Origin of the sequence: Catenulispora sp. MAP12-49 (assembly GCF_041262705.1) — a bacterium.
Lineage (GTDB): Bacteria > Actinomycetota > Actinomycetes > Streptomycetales > Catenulisporaceae > Catenulispora.
Genome location: NZ_JBGCCP010000011.1, coordinates 154,282 through 175,358 on the forward strand (window position 1 = coordinate 154,282; position 21,077 = coordinate 175,358).

The following is a 21,077-nucleotide window of genomic DNA, read 5'->3' on the forward strand; positions in this document are numbered from 1 at the left end:
TCCTTCCATAAAGCTCATTCATCGCGTACCCGATCATTCTGCCGCGAGCCTCCGACATCGCCGAATCCTCAACGCCGACGCCGTCCGCCGACGCCGGTGGCGTCGGCACGAGCCCTTCCGGGGTTTGCGGTCGCCGGGAGCTCTGGGGGATTCTCTGACCATGGTGTCCGTCGGAGAGCGGCTGAGGTCGGCGCGCGTGCGCAGCTTCATCGGCCGCGACGAGCAAGTTCAGCTCTTCACCCGCGCGCTGGGCGACGAGCCGCCCGAGCCGTTCGCGTTCATGCTCTGCGGGCCCGGCGGCATCGGGAAGTCGACGCTGCTGCGGCGCCTGGCCGACGAGGCCCGGACCGCGGGCCGGGCTCTGGTGGAGCTCGACGGACGCTTCGTGAGCCGGGATCCGGTGGACTTCGAGCGCGCCGCCGGCCGGTTCCTGGACGTGCCCGGCACGGTGCTGTTCGTCGACTCCTTCGAGCACTGCCAGTGGCTGGACAGCTGGCTGTGGTACCAGTTCCTGCCCCGCGGCGCGGACAACGCCATGGTGGTCGTGGCCGGCCGGCTGCGGCCGCCGACGCACTGGATCGCCGACCCCGCCTGCGCGGGCCTGTTGTACGTGACCGAGTTGGAGCCGTTCTCCCAGGACCAGGCGCAGAGCCTGCTGGCGGCCTCGGACATCCAGCCGGAGCTGCGCGATCGGGTGCTCCGCTTCACCGGCGGCAATCCGCTGGCGCTGTCCCTGGCCGCGGCCGCGGGCCCGGCGGGGTGGGGCCGCGAGGAGATGTGGGCGCCGTCGGCCGACATGCTGCGGACGCTGCTGGCCGGGCTGATCGGCGAGGTGCCCAGCGCCGCCCACCGCCGGGCCCTGGAGGTGGCGGCGCAGGCGTATTCGACCTCTGAGGAACTGCTCGCGGCGGTGCTGCCCGACGAGGACGCCCACCAGCTGTTCGCGTGGCTGCGGGATCTGCCCTTCATGGAGTCCACGCATCGCGGGCTCCATCCCCACGACGCCGCGCGCGAGACCCTGGCCGCCGACCTGCGGTGGCGCGCCCCCAACGCCTTCGTGGCGATGCGCCGGCGCCTCGCGGACGAGTACCTGCGCCTGCTGCGCGAGGCCCCCGAGGAGCGCGGGTGGACGGTCACCGACGAGCTCTTCTACCTGTTCCGGGAGGGGAAGACGCTGGCACGGCTGCGTACCTGGTCCCGGGAGGACGAGGTGCACGACCGTCCGCTTCAGCCGGAAGACCTCGACACGGTGCTGCGGATGGCGGAGGAGACCGAGGGGACGGCCTCGGCGGAGATCGTCCGCTACTGGGCGCGGCGCCAGCCGCAGGCGTTCAGCGTCTACCGCCTGGTGAGCACGGGCCGCATGGTGGCGTTCACGGCCCGCCTCGCCCTGAGCGCACCGGCCGATCCCGAGGACCTGGCCGCCGATCCCGTCGTCGCGGCGGCCTGGAAGTACGCGGAGGCCACCGACCCGGTGAAGCCCGGCGAGCACATCGGCATCAGCCGCTTCTCGATCTACCCGGAGCGCTACCAGGTCCCCTCCCGAGTCATCGACCTGAGCAGCTCGCGCGCCCACGCCGAATCCGCCCGGGCCCGCGGCCGCGCCTACGGCTTCGCCGTCTTCCAGGACGCGCAGACCTGGGGCGAGCGCGTCGCGGGGACCCTCGACGACACCGGGGAGCGGCCCCGCGTCGGCGAGCACAGCTACGGGGTGTTCGCCGTCGACTGGCGCAAAGTGTCCGTCGAGAGCTGGCTGCTGCGGTTCCTTACCACCAGCCCCGAATCAGCGCCCTCGGGCCCGCCGGCCTTCTCCCCCACCGCGTTCTCCCGCACCTCCTTCGACCAGGCCGTCCGCGAGGCCCTCCCGCACTGGCGCGACCCGGCCGCCTTCGCCGCCTGCGCCCTGGCCCGCACCCGCCTGGCGGCGGACCTCGCCGAGGATCCGGTCGAGCAACTCCGGGCCCTGCTCCGCCGGAGCGTCGACGACCTGGCCGCCGACCCGCGCGGCGTGCGCGCCCGCGAGGCGCTGACCGCCGGGTACTTCTCCGGCGCTCCCACGCAGGAGGCGGCCGCGCGGCGCTTGGGGCTTCCGTACGGGACCTACCGGCGGCATCTTCGGCAGGGGCTTGATTTGCTGTGCGAGGCGTTGTGGCAGGTGGAGATTCACGGGGGTCGGTGAGCGGCTGCCCCATCCCGGTGGACACCACCGGACAGCAGTGGACAGTCCCCGCCCCCGAACGACCTGGATAGTGGACAGCCCTGCGCACGAAGCTGTGCGTCATGAACCCACAGCGCCCGCTACCAGGGCGAACACCACCTGCTCCGCGGCGCGCGGTGCTGCTCGGCGTGCTCGCCGCGGCCCAGTTCACCGTGATGCTCGCGACCTCGATCGTGAACGTGGCGCTGCCGCAGATCCGGGCCGGGGCCGGCCTGTCGGACGGTGACACGACCTGGGTGGTCAACGCCTACGGGCTGGCCTTCGGGGCGCTCCTGCTGGCCGGTGGGCGGGCGGCGGACATGCTGGGGCGGCGCAGGGTGCTGATTCTCGGCCTCGCGCTCTTCGCCGCTGCCTCGCTGGGTGCCGGATTGGCGAGCTCTGCCGGAACGCTGATCGCGGCCCGCGCGGTGCAGGGTCTCGGGGCCGCCGCCATCGCCCCGGCCGCTTTGGCGCTGGCGATGGAGTTGTCGCCATCCGGAGCGGAGCGTGGCAGGGCGCTGGCTGTGTGGGGTGCGGTGTCCGGGGCGGGAGGTGCCGGGGGCGTTCTGCTGGGCGGGGTGCTCACCCAAGCCTGGGGGTGGTCGTGGATCTTCTACTGTGTCGCGATCGGGTCCGTGCTGGTCGCCGCGGCAGTGGTGGTCCTCGTTCCGGCTGTTCCGGCTGTTCCGACGCAGACGGCGGACCGTGAGCCCGCGAAGTTCGACCTGCTCGGCACAGCCGCCGTCACCCTCGCCCTCACCTCGCTCGTCTGGGGCCTGACCACGGCACGCAGCGCCGGCTGGACGGACGGCCCGGTGCTGTATGCCCTCGCCGCCGCGGCCCTGCTGCTGGCGCTCTTCGTCCGGATCGAGCTGCGACGACCCAATGCCCTGATACCGCCCCGGTTGTTCGGCACCGGGCGGGTGGCCGTCGGCAACCTCCTGATGGCGCTGCTCGGATCCATCTGGATCGCGCTGTTCTTCTTCCTGCCGCTCTACCAACAGCAAGTCCTCGGAGCCAGTCCGCTGGTCACCGGCTTGGGCCAGCTGCCGCTCGCCGCCGCCAACATGCTCGGATCCGCGCTCGCCCCGCGCGTCCGCCGGCGCCTGGGCACCACCGCGACCGTGACCGGGGCCATGCTCACCGAGGCCGCGGGTCTGCTGTGGCTGTCCCGGATCAGCGCCGACGGCAGCTACCTGGCCGACGTGCTGGGGCCGAGCGTCCTGGTCGGCCTCGGCCTGAGCGTGGCGTTCGTTCAGCTGACCGACCTCGCCGTGGAAGGCGTCCCGCCGGGCGATGCCGGGCTGGCCGGCGGCCTGGTGAACACCACGCGCCAGGTCGGCGGCACTGTCGGACTCGCCGCGCTGGCCACCCTCGCCGGCTCGGTCACCGCCCACGCGGCGACACACCAGTCGCATCTCCAGGCGCTCACCGCGGGCTACCGGGCCGCGTTCGCCGTCTCGGCGGCCGTCATGGCGGCGACCGGGCTGCTGGCGATGGCGCTCATCAGACCACTCCGTCAATCACTGCTGAACCGCCGCATCACCATCCAGAAAGAGGTCTCATCATGAACTCCCCCAAGCCCTACCTGACCGGCCACTTCACCCCCGTCCCCGACGAGATCACCGCCACCGAGCTCACCGTCGAGGGCACCCTGCCTCCCGAGCTCGCCGGCCGCATGCTCCGCAACGGCCACAACCCCAAGCCCGGCGTGACCCCCACCCACTGGTTCAAGGGCAGCGGCATGGTGCACGGCATCCGCCTGCGCGAAGGACGCGCCGAGTGGTACCGCAACCGCTGGGTGAAGACGCCCGCCCTGGACGGCGCGCCCTATATGACCGAGCACGGCCCGGACCTGACCGCCAGCACCGCCGGCACGCACATCATCGAGCACGGCGGACGCCTGCTGGCGCTGTGCGAGTCGAACCTGCCCTTCGAGCTCACCCCGGAGCTGGAGACGGTCGGCGCCTACGACTTCCACGGCAAGCTGCGCACCGCGATGACCGCGCACCCGAAGCAGGACCCTGCCACCGGTGAGCTCCACTTCTTCGGCTCCTCGCCGTTCCCGCCCTTCCTCGTCTACCACGTCGCCGACGCCAAGGGCGAGATCCTCTACAGCGCCGAGGTCCCCGGCGCCACGGCCTCGCTCAAGCACGACTTCGCCATCACCGGCCGGCACGTGGTCTTCGTCGAGGGCAACGTCACCTTCGACCCGGCCGACCACTCCGGCATCCCCTACGGCTGGAGCGACCAGCAGCCGGCGCGCATCGGCGTCATGCCGCGCGGCGAGGACGGCGCCCGGCAGATCCGCTGGTACACCATCGAGCCCGGCAACCTGCTGCACGTCGCCAACGCCTACGAGGACGCGCGGGGCCGCATCGTCCTGGAGGGGCCGACCGTGGACCGCGAGGGCTTCCGCCTGTCCTGGAACTGGTGGATCGGCGCGCCGGAGCGCGGCACCGAGCCGGCCAGCCGCTCCTACACCCGGCGGTGGGTCGTCGACATGGCGGCCGGCACCGTCGACGAGCAGATCATCGACGACCTGACCGTGGAGTTCCCGACCCTCAACGAGCAGTATCTGGGCTCGGAGAACCGCTATCACTACGCGATCTCCTTCCCGGACGAGAAGGGCTTCGGCGCCTACGGGGTCGTGAAGTACGACCGCACCACCGGCGCCCGCCGCATCCACCACGTCGGCGACGCACGCCTGCCCAGCGAGGCCGTGTTCGTCGCCGCCGCCGGAGCCACCCGCGAGGACGACGGCTACCTGCTCACCGTGGTCTCCGACCTCAAGCAGGACGCCTCCCAGCTGCTCGTCCTCGACGCCTCCGGCCTGGACCGGATCGCCACCGTCCACCTGCCGCGCCGGGTGACCGCGGGCGTGCACGGCTCGTGGATCCCCGACGCCGACCTGGGAGCGTTCGAAGTCTGATTCACCCCCATCGACGCCTTGCGGCCCGACTCGGTGATCCGAGTCGGGCCGCAAGGCGTCGATGACCGCGCTCACCGGCTCGCCTTCGACGGGATCGACGGGATCCTCGCCTCCTGGATCAGCCAGTCCAGGTCGCCCGCCGGCTCGGTCATCGGCTCCGTCACCGGCTCACGCGTGGTGCGGTTCGACAGGGCCCAGGCGCGGATCCCGATGGTCCCGAGCCGGACGACGACCTCGCCGAAGGCCATCAGGATCAGGGCGGTGACCCAGGCCTGGCCGCTGGTGATGTCGTGGGCGACGGAGAACTTGGCCAGGTGCGCGGCGCCGGAGGGGTGGGAGGACCAGACTGCGAAGCCCAGGCGGAAGCCCATGCTGATGACCCACAGTGCGGCCGCGCCGGCGGTGGCCTTGACGTGCGGCTGGCCGTGCAGGTTGCGCACCCGGGTCAGCAGGCCGCCGAACAGGCCGAAGACGACGCCCACACCGGCGAACATTCCGATCAGCACCAGGTCGTTGCCGGCGGTGGGGATGCCATGCAGGTAGGTCTTGGCCGCGAAGCTGATCATCGCGAGCGGGACGATGAAGGTGGCCTTGGTGATCCGCTCCTCGCGCAGCTGGCGGAAGACGATCAGGACGAGGGCGATGTCGATGATCCAGTCGGTTGTCGTCATGACTATGACTATGCAAGCCGACGACCTGGTGTTTCTTCAACCCAGAGGTGGGACGCGGGTGGAAACCGCGCCTCCACCCCAGGGTTGAACGCCTCGCTGGGGGCCCTCCTACCTCAGCAGGCCCCGTTGTCCGTCCACACCGCCCACGAGGCCGGAGCGCCCGGGGTGGCCCCGGTCGAGTACCAGGTGGAGGTGTACTTGTGGCCGTTGTAGGAGACCACGTCGCCCGGCGAGTACGAGGTGGTCGCACTCCACGGGGTCAGGTTGGTGCAGCCGCCGCCGGATCCGCCGGTGACGGTCCAGGTGAAGGTGGTCGAGCCGGAGGCCGTCCCGGAGCTCGCGGTCACGGTCACCGAGGAGGTCCCGGCCGTGGTCGGGGTTCCGGAGATCAGGCCGCTGCCGCTGATCGACAGGCCCGCCGGCAGGCCGGTGGCGCTGTAGGTCAGCGAGTTGCCCGCCGAGTCGGCGGCGGAGATCTGCAGCGACGCCGCGGTGCCGACCGCGCCGGTCTGGCTGCCGGGGTTGCGCACCGACACCGTCTCAGTGCCCGAACCGGTGATCGTCCAGGTGAAGGTCGCCGAGCCGGTGGCCGTCCCGGAGGAGGCGGTCACGGTCACCGAGTTGGTGCCGGCGGTCGTCGGCTTCCCGGTGACCAGGCCGCCGCTGCTGATCGACAGGCCCGCCGGCAGCCCGGTGGCGCTGTAGGTCAGGGCCTTGCCGGCCGAGTCGGTGGCCGCGATCTGCAGCGACGCCGCGCCGCCGACCGCCGTGCTCTGGCTCCCGGGGTTGGTCACCGAGACGGTCTCGGCGCTCGAGCCCGAGCTGAAGCCCGAGGTGCCGTTCGGCGTGCCCCAGCCGGTCGGGCCGTCGTAGCCGGCCTGCGCGGTGCAGAAGTAGGCCGGCGAGCAGCTGCCGTTGCGGCCCGAGGTGACGTCGTTGAAGCTGCCCGTGTGGCTGTACGGGTACTGGGCCGCGATGTCGCCGGAGTTCGGCGCGCCGGCCAGCGCCCACACGGAGGCGACGATCGGCGAGGCCGCCGAGGTGCCGCCGTAGACCGACCAGCCCGAGCCGCCGTAGGTCTGGTAGACCGCGACACCCGTGGCCGGGTCGGCCACCGCGGATACGTCGGCTTCCATGCGCCGCGAGCAGCCGGTGTCGTGCTGCCAGGACGGCTTCGGGTCGTACGCAGAGCACCCTGAGCCGGTGCCCTCCGTGGAGCTGGTGTACCACACCGACTCGCTCCAACCTCGTGTGCCGCCGCCCCGGGTCAGCGAGGTGCCGCCGACCGCCGTCACGTACTGCGACGTGGCCGGGTACTCCGCGCCGTAGGCGGAGTCACCGGTGCTCGCGGTGATCGCGACACCCGGGTGGTGGAAGTAGCTCGAGTCCGACGACGTGTCCGAGCTGTCCTCTGAGCCGCCGTAGCTGTTGGACACGAACTTCGCCCCCTGCGCTACGGCCTGGTTGACCGCGGTGCCCAGGTCGCCCATGTTCGCCGAGGTGGCCTCGACCAGCAGGATGTGGCACTGCGGGCAGACCGCCGAGACCATGTCCAGGTCCAGGGATATCTCCCCGGCCCAGCCGGTGTCGGGGGTCGGGTAGTTGCTGCCGCCGTTCTCGTCGATCTTCCGGAAGCAGCCGTTGGCGGTGGTGCAGGCCGGCAGCCCGAAGTTGGACCGGTAGGCCGCCAGGTCGCTCTCGGCGTTCGGGTCGTCCTGGGCGTCCACGATGCCGACGGTCTGCCCGGCCCCGCCGGAAGGCAGGTTGTAGGCGCTGACCAGGTCGGAGGGACCGTAGCCGGAGACCGCCGCGGGCACGGCGGTGGCCCGGTGGGCGGGCACGTCGGTGCGCCGCAGCGCCAGACACGCCATCTGGCCCTGGTGGGTCGGGACCGCGCAGGAACGGACGTAGTCCGGTGCCTGGTGGGTACCGGCGGTGGTGGTGGATGTGGATGTAGTAGATGTGGTGGTGGAACCGGCGGCGGGCACGGCGACCGAGGCCGCGGAGGCCGGGACGCTCAAACCGCCCCAGACCAGCGCGGCCGCGGCACCGAGGCCCGCGAGCCGACCGGCCCACCCGGATCGTGTGCGTGACGCCGAGCGAATCTTGTCCACTCGGACTCCTTTCCATGGCAAGGGGACATGGGCGCGCGGCGTGCCGCGAGCCTTCCGTCCTGGACAGGGAATCGGCGGCCGCTCGGGAGATGAGACCGGCCGCCCCGCTGTGCGGCACCGTAATCGCCCCCAGAGGTCTAGACAACCGTGCCGGGGCCCTGACTCACTCCTTGACTTGACCGTGCTCTGACGTGCCGCTGGGCCTGCCGAACCCTTGTCCGGGGCCGCCCTACCCTTGTCCGGCCGCCGCGCGGCGGTTACCCCTGGGCCGGGTGGGGTAGTCGGGACACGGGTGAAACAGACCCCTGATAAAGATCGCTCCCAACCCCACCGAGGAGACAGAACGTTGAGCGACACAGCCCCGGCCGCGAGCACTGCCGACGCCCTCAGCGACGCACAGCTGGCCGAGTCCCTGGGGGCCGGCTTCACCAGCGACCACGTCACCGTCGACGGCCTGCGCCTGCACTACGTCGCCGGCGGCCGGGGCGCACCGCTGATCCTGCTCCCGGGCTGGCCGCAGACCTGGTGGGAGTACCGCAAGGTGATGCCCGCGCTGGCCGCGGCCGGACGCCGGGTGATAGCCCTGGACCTGCGCGGCATGGGCGGCTCGGACAAGCCGGCCGGCGGCTACGACAAGAAGACCATGGCCGGCGACGTCCACGGCTTCATCCAGGCGCTGGGCTACGAACAGGCGGACGTCGCCGGCCACGACATCGGCTCGATGGTCGCCTTCTCCTTCGCGGTGAACCACCCGCAGACCGCGCGCCGCGTGGCGATGCTCGACGTCGTGCACCCGAACCCGGGCTACTACCAGATCCCGATGCTCCCGCAGCCCGGCTCGCCGTTCTATCCCTGGTGGTTCGCCTTCAACCAGGTGGCCGGCCTGCCCGAGGAACTGGTGGTCGGACGCGCGCAGTACATCGTGGACTGGATGTTCGACAACCTCCTGCTGAATCAGAAAGCTGTCACCCCACTGGACCGCGCCATCTACGCGAACGCCTACAACAGCCCGGACGGCATCCGCGGCGGCAACGGCTGGTACCAGACATTCGACCAGGACATCGCCGACCTGGCGACGTACGGCAAGGTCACGGTGCCGCTGCTGGGCATGGTGAACACCCTGTTCGCCGCGCAGATGCAGGCGACGCTGCCGACGCAGGGGACTGATGTGCGGGTCGTGGTGGTGCCGGACACCGGCCACTACTTCGTCGAGGAGCAGCCGCAGGCGGTCATCGACCAGTTCAACCAGTTCTTCGTCTGAGCGCCGGATCGACTCCGACGCATGTGAGGGCCTTCCGGCTGCCGGAAGGCCCTCACGTCAGATCGCTGTCACTGTCACTGTCACTGTCACTGCACGATCGACCACACGAAGGTGGCTGTGCCTGACACCCCCGCTCCGTCGGTGGCGGTGACGGTCACGGTGTAGGTCCCCAGCGTCGTTCCGCTGCCGGAAATCGTGCCGTTGCCGCTGATACTGATGCCCGGCGGCAACCCGGTGGCGCTGTAGGTGAGCGTGGCCGCGCTGTTGGAATCGACAGCCTGCATCGGGAACGACACCCCGGTGCCCTTCGGACTGCTGTACCCGAACGGGTTGACCACGCCGACCGTCTCCGAACCTGCCACACCCGAGTTCGGCGTGACGTTCGCGCTGACCGCCGTGTTCGCCGACGACACCCCGGCATAGGACGCACCAGCGGCCACCTGCCCGGTCAACGTGTGCGCCAGCGACGTCGAACCGGTCAACGGCAGGTTGTTGGAGGCATCCCCGACCCGGATCACATAGCTGCCGGCCTGGGCCTCCCACTGGTTGTCAGTCGCCGACCACGACGCCAGATTGTGAATACTCAACGGGAACGTGACTGTCGCACTCTGCCCCGGATTCAGCATCACCCGCTGGAACCCAGCCAACTGATTCGGCGGATCCTGACTGGCGGCCGGATCCCCCACATACATCTGCGCCACTTCCGCACCAGCGACCGATCCGGTGTTGGTCACCGTCGCGGTCACCGTGGCCTGACCATTGGCATTGAACCCGCCCACAGCCAGGTTGGAGAAGGAGAACTTCGTGTAGGACAACCCGAACCCGAACGGGAACGCCGGCGCGATGTTCTGCGACTGATACCAGCGGTACCCGATGTTCACACCCTCGCTGTACACCGGACCGGTCGGCGTACCCGGCCACTGCGCCGTGGTCTGCGCCGGAACCTGACTCAACGACGACGGGAACGTCACCGGCAACTTGCCCGACGGGTTCGCCGCACCGAAGATCAGCGAGGCCACCGCAGCACCGGTCTCCCCACCGCCGTACCAGTTCTCGAACACGCCCGCGACCGAGTTGAGCCACGGCATGACCACCGGCGAACCACTGTTGATCACCACGATGGTGTTCGGGTTCACCGCCGCCACATCGGAGATCATCGTCTCGTCGGCCGCCGACAGGTCGAGCGTCTTCAGGTCGCTCTCCTCGCCCTCCGGCGCGCTGACGTAGATGATCGCGTCGTTCGCCGCCTGGGCCGCGCTCACCGCCTGCGGGATGTCGGTGGTGCCGTTGTCGTCGCCCTGCGTGTAGGTGACCTTGACGTTCGGCCCGACCGCGTTCTGGATGCCGGTGACCGGCCAGATCGTGTTCGCGCTCGTCACCGTGCCGCTGCCGCCGCCGGCGATCTCGACGCCGGCGCCGCCGTCGGTCCCGATCACCGCGACGGTCTTGGCGCTGGTCGGGTTCAGGGGCAGCAGGCCGTTGTTCTTCAGCAGGACCGTGCCTTCCTGGCCGAGTTGCAGCGCCGTCTGCTGGTGCGCGGCCGAGGTGACCGTGTTGGACAGGGAGCCGCTGGCCGGGTTGTCGAACATGCCGAACGCGAACATCTGGGTCAGGATCCGGCTGACGGCCGCGTTCACCGCGTACTGGCTCAGGGTGCCGGCCTTGACGGCGTTGGCCAGGTCGGCCGGGATCGAGCCGGGGAACGGCATCCCGATGTCCATGCCGCCCACGACCGAGGCCACGTTGTTGTAGTCGGCGCCCCAGTCGGAGGTGATGTAGCCGCCGTAGTCCGCGGCACCGTCGAGGCTCTTGGTCTGCATGTACGAGTTCTGGCACGACGCGCTGCCGTTGACGACCGCGTAGGAGCACATGAACGAGGCCGGCGCCGACTGCGCGATGGTGGACTCGAACGGAGCCAGGTACAGCTCCTGGAGCGCCTGGTTGCTGACCGTCTCGTTGTTGCCGCCGTTCGGGTACGTCTCCTGGTCGTAGGCCGCGACGTGCTTGACCATGGCCTGGACGCCCTGGCTCTGCAGACCGCGCACCTGGGCCGAGGTGATCTGGCCGGCCAGGAACGGGTCCTCGCCGTACGTCTCGTAGGTCCGGCCCCAGCGCGGGTCGCGCACCAGGTTCGTTGTCGGGCCGAGCGAGACGTTCACGCCCTTCCCGGCGAACTCGGCACCCATCGCGGTGCCCTCCTGCTGGATCAGCGCCGGGTCCCAGGTGGACGCCGCGGACTCGCCGTCGGGGTAGGCGGTGACCCCGCCGGTCCCGTCGCCGACACCGGTCGGGCCGTCCTGCATGTTCATCGGCGGGATGCACAGGTTGGGGATGGCGGCGACCTGGCCGATGTACGACGAGCCGCCGTCACCGGAGAGCAGGGTGAACTCCTCGGTCTGGTTCATGGTGGTGAGGACCTGCTGGACCCGCTGCGCGACCGGCGCGGTGGAGCCGACCCAGGGGCAGACGCCGTTGCCGCCGTTGCCGGTGCCGCCGGAGAGCGGGGGCACGTTCGTCAGACCGTAGACGTCGAACTCGAAGACGGAGTCGCCCCACTGCGTCGCACGCTTGGTGGCGTACATCCGGATGTAGCGGGCGGTCGCCGAGAACGTGAACGACTGGCTCCCGCCGGTGGCGGTGGTCGTGGAGTAGACCGTGTTCCAGGTCGTGTTGTCGGTGGACGTCTGGATCTGGAACGCCGAGGCGTACGCGGCCTCCCAGGACAGCGCGGCGGCGCAGATCGAGGTCTGGGAACCCAGGTCGACCTCCAGCCACTGCGGGTCGCTGTACGCGCTCTCCCAGCGGGTGCCCGGGTCGCCGTCGGTGGCCGCGGAGGCCAGGTTGCCCGTGGCGGAGTAGGTCGAGGAGGCCGTGGTCGGCTGGTCGAGGGCGAGGTCCTGGTAGCCGCAGTACTGCGTCGGGCCGCCGCCACCGCCGCCGTTGGTGCCCTGGGCGAAGGACAGGAAGTGGATGTTGAAGCCGGCGGCGTCCTGGGCGACCGTGAGCGTCTGCGCGCCGGCCGCCAGCGTGACGGTGGCGGTGACGGTGGCCCAGGTCTGATACCCGCCGGTGGCCGGAACGGCGACCGCACCGCTCAGGTTGGCGCCGGTGGAGTCCGCTATGTGCAGCGCGTCGGCGATCGCCGCCGGTGCGGCCACGCGGAAGCTGACGGTGTAGACGCCGCTGGTGGCCACCTGGACCGTGTAGTGGAACCACTGTCCGGCACCGGTCCAGCCCATGTCGTCGGCGCCGCCCGGAGGACTGGTGTCCTGCGTGTCCGCGGTGGCCTCCAGGTCCACGCCGTCAGTGCGGTAGCTGTTGGCCGAGCCATTTGCTGCGGTGACGTTGTAGGCGACGCCCTGACCGCCGGTGTCGTAGTTGGCGATCTGCACCGTGCCGGGCACCGGCGCCGGGGTCCCGCCGAACGGCTTGTCACCGCCGCCACCGCCACCACTGCTGCTGGTGAGCGTGAAGGCCATGTTGTGGAAGTTCCAACCGTTCGTGTCCTGCTTCACCGTCAACGTCTGGGTGCCCGCCGGCAGGATCAGACTCGCGGTGACCGTCGCCCACGTCTCATAGCCGCCGGTGTTCGGCACAGCGACCGAACCGGTCAGATTCGCCCCCGAAGCATCCGCGATATGCAACGCATCGGTGATCCCATACGGGGAGGACAAACGGAATGCGACGCTGTATGTACCTGCCGTGGCAACACTGACCGTGTAGTTGAACCACTGCCCGGGTGTCGTCCACCCCATGTCATAAGCACCGCCGGCCGAGCTGGTGCCCGAAGTGTCGGCCGTGGTCTCCAGATCGACGCTGTCGGCGCGATAACTATTGGCGGTGCCATTGGTCGCGGTGACGTTATAAGCGACGCCCTGGCCGCCGGTGTCGTAGTTCGCGGCCTGCACCAAACCGGGCAGCGCGACCGGCGTGCCGCCGAACGGGCTGCCGGCGGCGGCGTGCGCCTGGCCGGGCAGACCGGTCAGCGACGCGGCGAACAACGCCCCCGCCGCCAGCAGGGTACGTACTACCGGTCGTGGCCGGCCGCGCGAGGGCGTCGACCCGCGCGCAAGCTTGAGGAGCCTCATTGCAGTCCCTTCAGTCCTCTGAGCTAACAGATGGCAGGGAGGGCGCCCTCGTCCGGCTTGAATATTGCGCGCGGGTTAACCACTGTCAATGAAGAACCGGTTCCGGAACCGATCCCGTAACCGCATCCGTTACCGGTTCCGGCCTGCGCGAAGTTGCGCAACCGGACCAACCTGGGAATCAGCCGACGAGGAAGGACGTCCGGCTGCTCAGCGCGGGCCCGAGGGTGAACAGCCCGGTCGTGGCGAGCAGCATCACCGTCAAACCGAGCCCGGTGAACGCGATCCCGCTGCGCGCCAGCCGGCGGCGGCTCGCCACGACAGCGAGGCACGCGATCGCCCACGGCAGGAAGCTCAGCGCGTACCGGCCCGCGACGACCGCGAAGTAGCGTCCGCTCGAGGCGAACACCTGGGTCTCCACGACCACCGCGACCGCCGAGATGCCGACCGCGGTGCCGACGCCCAGCTGCCAGCTCCAGGAGCGCACGCGGCTGGTGGCCATCAGCGCGAAGGGCGCGGCGCCGAGCACCACGCACAGCAGCGTCGCCCAGATCACCACCGATTCGCCGTTGACGTTGTCGGCCAGCCAGTAGTTGGTCGTCAGGTGCTGGAAGGTGCCGAACAGGTTGCTGAGCAGGTCGCCGGCCGCGGATCCGGCCAGCGGCAGACTGTCGGCCAGGTTCGGGTTCACCCAGCCGGCCTGGCCGCGTCCGCTCTGGAACACCGTCCAGCCGCCGTAGACCAGACAGAAGGCGACCGCGACCGCGAGCGCCATCCGCCCGGTGCGCAGCGCGGCGCCCCGGTCGCCGCGCCGCCAGGCCCCCACCGCGAGGACCACCGCGAACCCGCCGACCACCAGCATCGGCACGCCGTTCAGGATCTTCGTCCCGGTGGCCAGCGCCGTGACGGCGAACGGCAGAACCCAGCCGGTCCGGCCCTGCACGATCATCCGGGCCAGCACGTACAGCGCTGCCGCCCCGCACAGCGCGGACGGCGCGTCGCTGGTCAGGGAACTGGCGGCGGCCAGCACGCCGGGGCACAGCGGCAGCAGCACCGCGCCCAAGCAGGCGTACCGCCGCTCCACCTCGAAGGCCCGCAGCGCGAGATACAGCACGAGCATCCCGGCGAACAGCCACAGCGCCCCGACGACCCGGCCGGCGGTGATGAAGTCGTGCGCACCCGGCACCAGCGGGCTCAGCGCCCGGCTCAGATAGCCGGTGACCAGGTAGTACAGCGGCGGGTCACCGAACGTGTAGTCCTGCGCGTCGGCCTGGAAGTCGTCGCTGAATCCCGCGGCGCAGTCCGCCGAGGACACCGCGGCGCCCAGATCGTGGCAGTACCACTCGTAGCGGATCTCGGCGTCGACGACCCCGCCCTTGGCCGGCACATGCCCGTGCGCGACCTGGTAGGCGTAGTCGGCGTGCGCGGCCTCGTCGACGATCGACAACTGCGGCGCCCGGGCCACCACGAGCACCACCAGCGAACCGGCGACGGCCAGCATCACCAGCACGATCGGCAGCACCCGGCGCAACGGCTCGCCGAGAAGGAGGCCGAGACCGGCGAACGGCCGGGCGGCCGTCCGCGGTCGGGGCACCGTCGCGACGACGGCCGTGGCCGCGGTGGCGTTGAGCCGCCGCAGGCCAAGACCGCCGCCGACCGGAAGACCGTTTTCATGCACTCGCATCCTGTGCATGGTGGAACCCGGTCTTTAAGCCGCCGTGAATGATTCCTGAGGAAAACCTACGGACGGCACTCGCCTCAGCGGCCCTTCTCCGGGTAGAAGTCGGCCACGTCGAGGTAGATCGGCATCCGGTAGAACAGCCAGCTCGGCTGCACACCCGGGGCGTAGGTGAAGGGCTTGCCCGCGAACAGGTCGTCGAGCACGTTCTCGCTGGCCGCGCGGCCGCGCAGGTACTGGCGGTCGAGCATGAAGGGCAGTCCCTGGGAGGCCAGCTCGTTCGGCTGGTCCATGACCTGGAAGTGCAGGTGCGGCGCGGTGGTGTTGCCGCTGTTGCCGACCTGGCCGATGGTCTGGCCGGCGCGGAGGTGTTCGCCGACGTGGACGTGCGCCAGGACGCTGCCGGGCACCATGTGCGCGTAGAGCGCGTAGTACACGCGGCCCGCATAGGTGAACTTCTCGATGACGTGGTTGCCGGCGAAGTCCGTCAGCGGGAGCGTCCCGAGCGGCGGCTCGATCGTCGGCACCTGGTTCGGCAGGCCGTCGACGGCCACGACCACCTCGCCGTCGACGGCCGCCATGACCGGGGCGCCGTAGTAGGCGTAGCTGGACAGCTTGGTCGGGTCACCGGTGAACAGCCGGTTCTGGTCGTCCAGCTTGATCCAGTCGATCGCGGCGCGCTCGGGGAAGTTCTGGCCGCCGTTGAGCGGGTTCACCGCTCCGCGGTGCGCGGTGAGGACCGAGCAGCAGCCGTTCGCGTCGAACCAGCGCGTCCCGCTCAGCGGCGGCTGGATGACCGGCGCGGGGACGTCCGACACCGGGGTGCGCGCCACGGTGACCGTGACGTCGGCCGGGACCAGCCCGCCGGCCTGCGGTTCGGGATAGGTGATGCGCACCTTGTTGACGATGTCGCGGGGGACGCCCCGGCCGCCGACGACCGTGGCGTCCATGAAGACGATCCCCTCCTGCCCCGGACCGATGACCGCCGCGGCGCTCGGCGCTCCGCCGATCGAGGCGATCTTGAAGCGGGCCGCGACGTCCGCGCCCGACAGCGAGTCGAGCACCCGAGACTGGTCGGCCGCGTCCAGCGCCTGCACGGAGGCGACGGTCGCCGGATCGGTCCCGTAGTTCACCATCAGCAACTCGTAGGCCAGGTGCGTCAGGCCGTCGGTGCCGAGCACTTGCGTCGGCTCGATGCTGGCCGCCACCGAAACGGCGGTGACCTGGACGGCAGGGACCTGCGGGGCCGACCGGGCCACCGCCACGGCCACGGCCGGAGTGCTGCTGAGCAGCCCGAGGGCTCCGGCGATCAGGCACGAGCTGAGGGTTCTCCGCATGTTCTTCCCTGAAGTCGGTTCCTGAACGGAACGTCCGATGACGGGGAGAACGTACGGGGGCTGATCACCGCTGCCCGGTCTTTGATCCGACCGTGGGAGTGTCGGGGCGCTCCGGTGTGACGACCGCGAACTCGACCTTCAGCGCGTAGCGGTCCGCGACGTAGGAGCTGACGGTGTGCTCGACCGGGTTGCCGTCCTGATCGTGGATGGTCCGGGTCTCGACGAGCATCGGCGTGCCGGGGGTGACGCCGAGGTCGACGGCGTCGTCGCCGGCGGTGCGCGCGGTGAGGAGCGAGGAGCCGAGCGTCGGCAGGACGCCAAGGCGGCGCAAGGCGTTGTGCAGCGACCCGGTTTCCAGGTCGGTGGTGAGCAGTGCGTCCAGAACCGCCGGGAAGACGGCGTGTTCGACCGCGATCGGCAGGTCGTCGAAGAGCCGGATCCGGCTGATGGCGACCACCTCGGCCGGGTCCGGGGCGCCGTCGGGACCGGGCCACAGGAGCGCCGCCTCCTGCGGGGAGGCCGGCCGCCGCTCGGCCCGCAGCACGCGCGAGCGCGGGGTATGGCCGGCGGCCAGGGCCTGGTCGTGGAAGCTGAGCAGGGTGCCGACGGGCCGTTGCGCGGCGGCTTTGCGCACGAAGCTGCCGCGGCCGGGCACGCGTTCGAGGAGGCCGTCGCGCTCCAGGCCCAACAGCGCCGCGCGCACGGTCATCCGCGAGACGCCGAACTCCTCGGCCAGCCGCGGCTCGGAGGGGAACGGCTCCCCGTCGGCGGCGGCGTCCAGGCGGCGGCGCAGCTGCCGCTCGATGCGCTCGTACAGCGGTCGCGGTGTCGCCATGACCGGTGCACACCTCCCAGTGAGAAGCGGGTGAAGCCCGAGAAGCCAGAGAAGCCAGAAAATTCATGGAAGCTGTATAGGCTGTATAGACAGCTTACACCGATCATCCTCGAAGGAGGACCCCATGTCTGTCACCTCGCTCGATGTCCCGCGCTGGACCGGCCCGCTGCCCACCCGCGCCGCCGTGGCGAAGATGGTCGACCACTCGCTGCTGCGCCCCGAGCTGACCCCGGCCGACGTCGAGGCCGGCCTGGCCGTCGCGCTGGAGCAGCGGACGGCGTCGGCGTGCGTGCGCCCCGGCGACGTCGCGACGGCCGCGAAAGCGCTGCGCGGCAGCGACGTGGCCGTCGGCACCGTCGTCGGCTTCCCGCACGGCAGCAGCACCACCGCGACAAAGGTCTTCGAAACCCGCGAGCTGGTCTCCCTGGGCGCCCAGGAGATCGACATGGTGATCGACATCGGCCGCCTGCGGGCCGGCGACACCGCCTTCACCCGCGCCGAGATCGCCGCCGTCGTCGAGGCCGCCGAAGGGCATCCGGTCAAGGTGATCTTCGAGAACTTCTACCTCACCGATCAGGAGAAGACCGCCGGCTGCCAGGCCGCCGAGGCCGCGGGCGCGGCGTACGTCAAGACCAGCACCGGGTTCGCCGGCGGCGGCGCGACCGCCGCCGACATCGCCTTGATGCGGCGCACGGTCTCGCCCGCGGTGCGGATCAAGGCCGCCGGCGGCGTGCGCACACTGGACGCCTTGCTGCTGCTGCACAGCCTGGGCGCCACCCGCTTCGGCGCCACCACCACCGTGTCGATGTTGGACGACCTGGACCGCCGGATCGCCGATTCCGGTTCCGCCCTCATCGACTGAAGTCACCATGTCGTCGGCGACCGCGGGCTGACGCTCCGGGGTGAGCCGGTGATGCCCTGCTGAGCTGAGCCTGGTTAGCCTGAGCTGGATCCGGGGATCCGGAGCGCTGCCGGCTGGGGCCGCCGAGTCACGGCCGGCAGTGCGAAGCCCGCCACGCCGCGGACACCGCCGACTGCCGAAGCCGACTGCCGAAGCCGACTGCCGAAGCCGAACAGGAGCGCTCATGCCCTACACCGTGGATTTCGAGAACGTGTCCACCACCGGCCTGGAATCGTCCCCGGTCGCGGACGCCCTCGCGGGACTGCGCGCCAACGAGGCGCGCTACTTCAAGAACAAGTACGACCATGTGTTCACCGTCAGCCCGGCCGGCGAGGCGCCGGAGGTGCTCGAGTGGGTGAAGCGGATCCTGTCCGAGGAACGCGAGATCGTCATCGGCTCCCGGCCGCTGGAAGTGACCGCCTTCGAGGTGGAGGGCATCCGGATGGCCTACGTGTTCTACGAGTCCGGCCTGTCGATCAACGTCATGTACACCATCGCGGACGCCGGGAAGCGCGCCGTCGGGTTCAAGCTCTCCGAAGGCATGGAGGTCCCCGAGGAACTCGAGCCGCGCTTCAAGTTCGCCCGGCAGAAGTCGAAGCTGGCCGGGGTGATCCGGGGGTCGTTCTTCGTGATCAAGGGCGAGTACTGAAGCGGCGGTCCCCCGCCGCCGGGGCTAGGCTCGTACCTATGGCTGACCAGCCAGGCGCCGAGTTGATTCTCGATACCGACGGCGACCGCCGGGTGCTGAGCCCGAGTCGCGAGTACGAGATCGGCCGGGATCCACTCGGGGACGTCGTACTGGGCGATCCCCGGGTCTCCTGGCACCACGCCGTCATCCACGTCCGCGAAGGCCACTGGAGCGTGGACGACGTGGGCAGCACCAACGGCACGTTCGACGCCGTCGGCCACCGGGTGCGGCATCTGGACGTCGGCCCCGGCGCCAAGATCCGCTTCGGCAACCCGACCGACGGGCCGGTGGCCGCCCTGATCGCCCCGGAGCCGCCGAAGCCCCCGGCCCCGGCGGTCCGCAAGCGGGTCGAGCGGCCCTCCGCGCTCACCGCCATCACCGGCTCCTACCGCCGGCCGACCACGGTGCGGCGGCTGCCGGAGCGCACCATCCGCATCGGCCGCGCGCTGGAGAACGACCTGGTCGTCGACGACCTGAGCGTCTCGCGGTCGCACGCCGAACTGCGCGCCCGCCCCGACGGCCGCTACGAGATCGTCGACCTGGACAGCCACAACGGCACGTTCCTCAACGGCCAGCCGGTGCTCAGCGCGGTGGTCCAGCCCGGCGACCTGGTCGGCATCGGGCACTCGGTCTTCTGCCTGGTGGGCGACGAGCTCCAGGAGTTCGTCGACACCGGCGTCATCGCGCTGCAGGTCGAAGGGCTCTCGGTGCAGGTCGGCGCCCCGGCCCGGCTGCTGCTGGACGCCGTCTCCTTCCCGGTCGCCGAGAAGTCCCTGCTGGCCGTGGTCGGGCCCAGCGGCGCCGGCAAGTCGACCCTGCTCAACGCCCTGACCGGGATGCGGCCCGCCGACCGGGGCAGCGTCCGCTACGACGGCCGCGACCTGTACCGGGACTACGCCGAGCTGCGCCAGCGCATCGGCCTGGTCCCGCAGGACGACATCCTGCACACCCAGCTGACCGTCCGCCGCGCCCTGTCCTACGCCGCCGAGCTGCGCTTTCCCGGCGACACCGAGCAGTCCGAGCGGGGCGACCGGGTCCAGGAGGTCATCAGCGAGCTCGGCCTGGACCAGCGCGCCGACCAGGTCATCTCCAGCCTGTCCGGGGGCCAGCGCAAGCGGGTGAGCGTCGCCCTGGAACTGCTGACCAAGCCCTCGCTGCTCTTCCTGGACGAGCCGACCTCGGGCCTGGACCCCGGTATGGACCGCTCCGTCATGCACCTGCTGCGCCGCCTCGCCGACGACGGGCGCACCGTGATCGTGGTGACCCACAGCGTCCTCAACCTCGACGTCTGCGACCGCCTGCTGGTGCTCGCCCCGGGCGGGCACATCGCGTACTTCGGGCCGCCGGACAAGGCGCTGGCGTTCTTCGGCTACGAACAGTGGCCGGAGGCGTTCGAGGCGTTCGAGACCGAGCAGGAGCGCGACTGGGCCGGCCGCTACCAGGAGTCCGATCCCTACCGGCAGTACATCGCCGCCACCATGGAGCGCGTGCCGGCGCAGGCCGCGGCCGAGATCAAGTACCCGGAGCCGCCCAAGGCCCAGAGCTGGCTCGGCCAGCTGAGCACCCTGGTACGCCGGTATGTCGCCGCGCTGTCCGCGGACCGCACCTTCCTGGCGGTCATGATCATCCTGCCGTTCGTGATGGGCGCCATGGCCCGCGCGCTGGCCGGCAGCCGGCTGGACGACACGACGGCGCTGAACGCGCTGCTCATCCTGTGCGTCGGCGGCCTTTTGATCGGCGCGGCGAACTCCGTGCGCGAACTCGTCAAGGAACGGGCCGTCTACCGCCGCGAGCGAGCCGTGGGCCTGTCCCGGTCCGCCTATCTGTGGTCGAAGATCATCGTGCTCGGTTCCATCACCGTCGCGCAGGCCGTGGTGATGACGGTGATCGGCCTGGCCGGCGTGCGGATCAGGGCGCACGGCGGCGGAGTGCTGATGCCGGCGCCGATCGAGATCATTTTGGCCGTGGCGATGCTCTCCTTCACCGCGATGATGCTCGGGCTCGTGGTCTCCGCCCTGGTGCGCAAGGAGGAGGTGACGATGCCGCTGCTGGTGCTGCTGGCGATCGTCCAGGTCGTCTTCTGCGGCGCCCTGCTGCGGCTGCACGGCGTCCCGGTCCTGGAGCAGCTGTCCTGGATCGTCCCCTCGCGCTGGGCGCTGGCCGCCATGGCCTCCACGATCGACCTGCGGCAGGTCGTCCAGGGCAACGTGGCCACCGACCCGTTGTTCGCGCACAAGGCGGGCACCTGGCTGCTGGACATGGGCGCGATGGTGCTGATGTCGCTGATCCTGGGCTTGATCGTGGCCCGGCTCCTGCGCCGCCACGAGCCGACGATCATGCGCGGCTGAGCGTCCGCCGCCCCTGCCAGGCCCGATGGA

At 70.7% G+C, this 21,077-nt stretch carries 13 protein-coding genes; 7 read left to right on the forward strand and 6 right to left on the reverse strand.

Annotated features, from left to right (window positions below):
- Positions 1-160 precede the first annotated feature (160 nt).
- From ABIA35_RS21610 to ABIA35_RS21620, 3 genes are all read left to right on the forward strand, one after another.
- The gene (locus ABIA35_RS21610) at positions 161-2,179 is read left to right on the forward strand and encodes an ATP-binding protein (RefSeq protein WP_370359072.1); all 2,019 of its coding nucleotides are present in this window, start codon (positions 161-163) and stop codon (positions 2,177-2,179) included.
- A 101-nt stretch (positions 2,180-2,280) separates the two neighbouring features.
- Entirely contained in the window at positions 2,281-3,768 is a 1,488-nt protein-coding gene (locus tag ABIA35_RS21615) for an MFS transporter (RefSeq protein ID WP_370359073.1), read from the forward strand.
- The gene (locus ABIA35_RS21620) at positions 3,765-5,129 is read left to right on the forward strand and encodes a carotenoid oxygenase family protein (RefSeq protein ID WP_370344053.1); all 1,365 of its coding nucleotides are present in this window, start codon (positions 3,765-3,767) and stop codon (positions 5,127-5,129) included. The genes ABIA35_RS21615 and ABIA35_RS21620 overlap by 4 nt, the downstream gene beginning before the upstream one ends.
- 71 nt (positions 5,130-5,200) lie before the next feature.
- Here the strand turns inward: ABIA35_RS21620 and ABIA35_RS21625 are convergent, their stop codons facing one another.
- On the reverse strand, positions 5,201-5,800 hold the full coding sequence (locus ABIA35_RS21625) for a hypothetical protein (protein ID WP_370359074.1): 600 nt from the start codon (positions 5,798-5,800) through the stop codon (positions 5,201-5,203).
- Between the two features lie 113 nt (positions 5,801-5,913).
- Complete coding sequence (locus ABIA35_RS21630; protein WP_370359075.1) at positions 5,914-7,914, reverse strand: putative Ig domain-containing protein; 2,001 nt, start codon at positions 7,912-7,914, stop codon at positions 5,914-5,916.
- Between the two features lie 346 nt (positions 7,915-8,260).
- Between ABIA35_RS21630 and ABIA35_RS21635 the strand changes: the two genes are divergently transcribed.
- A complete protein-coding gene (locus ABIA35_RS21635; RefSeq protein ID WP_370344056.1) occupies positions 8,261-9,175 on the forward strand; it encodes an alpha/beta fold hydrolase in 915 nt (304 codons plus the stop codon).
- Positions 9,176-9,261: 86 nt separating this feature from the next.
- On the opposite strand, the gene ABIA35_RS21640 is transcribed toward ABIA35_RS21635, so the two are convergent.
- From ABIA35_RS21640 to ABIA35_RS21655, 4 genes are all read right to left on the reverse strand, one after another.
- A complete protein-coding gene (locus tag ABIA35_RS21640; protein ID WP_370359076.1) occupies positions 9,262-13,263 on the reverse strand; it encodes a glycoside hydrolase family 3 C-terminal domain-containing protein in 4,002 nt (1,333 codons plus the stop codon).
- Between the two features lie 178 nt (positions 13,264-13,441).
- Complete coding sequence (locus ABIA35_RS21645) at positions 13,442-14,944, reverse strand: ArnT family glycosyltransferase (RefSeq protein WP_370359077.1); 1,503 nt, start codon at positions 14,942-14,944, stop codon at positions 13,442-13,444.
- 74 nt (positions 14,945-15,018) lie between these two features.
- The gene (locus tag ABIA35_RS21650; RefSeq protein ID WP_370359078.1) at positions 15,019-16,275 is read right to left on the reverse strand and encodes a M23 family metallopeptidase; all 1,257 of its coding nucleotides are present in this window, start codon (positions 16,273-16,275) and stop codon (positions 15,019-15,021) included.
- A 64-nt stretch (positions 16,276-16,339) separates the two neighbouring features.
- Positions 16,340-17,110 carry a GntR family transcriptional regulator gene (locus ABIA35_RS21655; RefSeq protein WP_370344060.1) on the reverse strand — a complete coding sequence of 257 codons (771 nt, stop codon included), beginning with the start codon at positions 17,108-17,110 and terminating at the stop codon, positions 16,340-16,342.
- 124 nt (positions 17,111-17,234) lie between these two features.
- Here ABIA35_RS21655 and deoC point away from each other — a divergent pair, with 124 nt between their 5' ends.
- The 3 genes from deoC to ABIA35_RS21670 all read left to right on the forward strand — a co-directional run bounded on the left by deoC (position 17,235) and on the right by ABIA35_RS21670 (position 21,047).
- Positions 17,235-17,972 (forward strand): deoxyribose-phosphate aldolase, encoded by a 738-nt coding sequence (gene deoC / locus ABIA35_RS21660; protein ID WP_370344062.1) that lies wholly within the window; start codon positions 17,235-17,237, stop codon positions 17,970-17,972.
- A gap of 223 nt (positions 17,973-18,195) precedes the next feature.
- A complete protein-coding gene (locus ABIA35_RS21665; protein ID WP_370359080.1) occupies positions 18,196-18,660 on the forward strand; it encodes a phage tail protein in 465 nt (154 codons plus the stop codon).
- 38 nt (positions 18,661-18,698) lie between these two features.
- Positions 18,699-21,047, forward strand: coding sequence for an ATP-binding cassette domain-containing protein (locus ABIA35_RS21670; RefSeq protein ID WP_370359081.1), 2,349 nt, complete (start codon positions 18,699-18,701; stop codon positions 21,045-21,047).
- Positions 21,048-21,077: the final 30 nt, after the last annotated feature.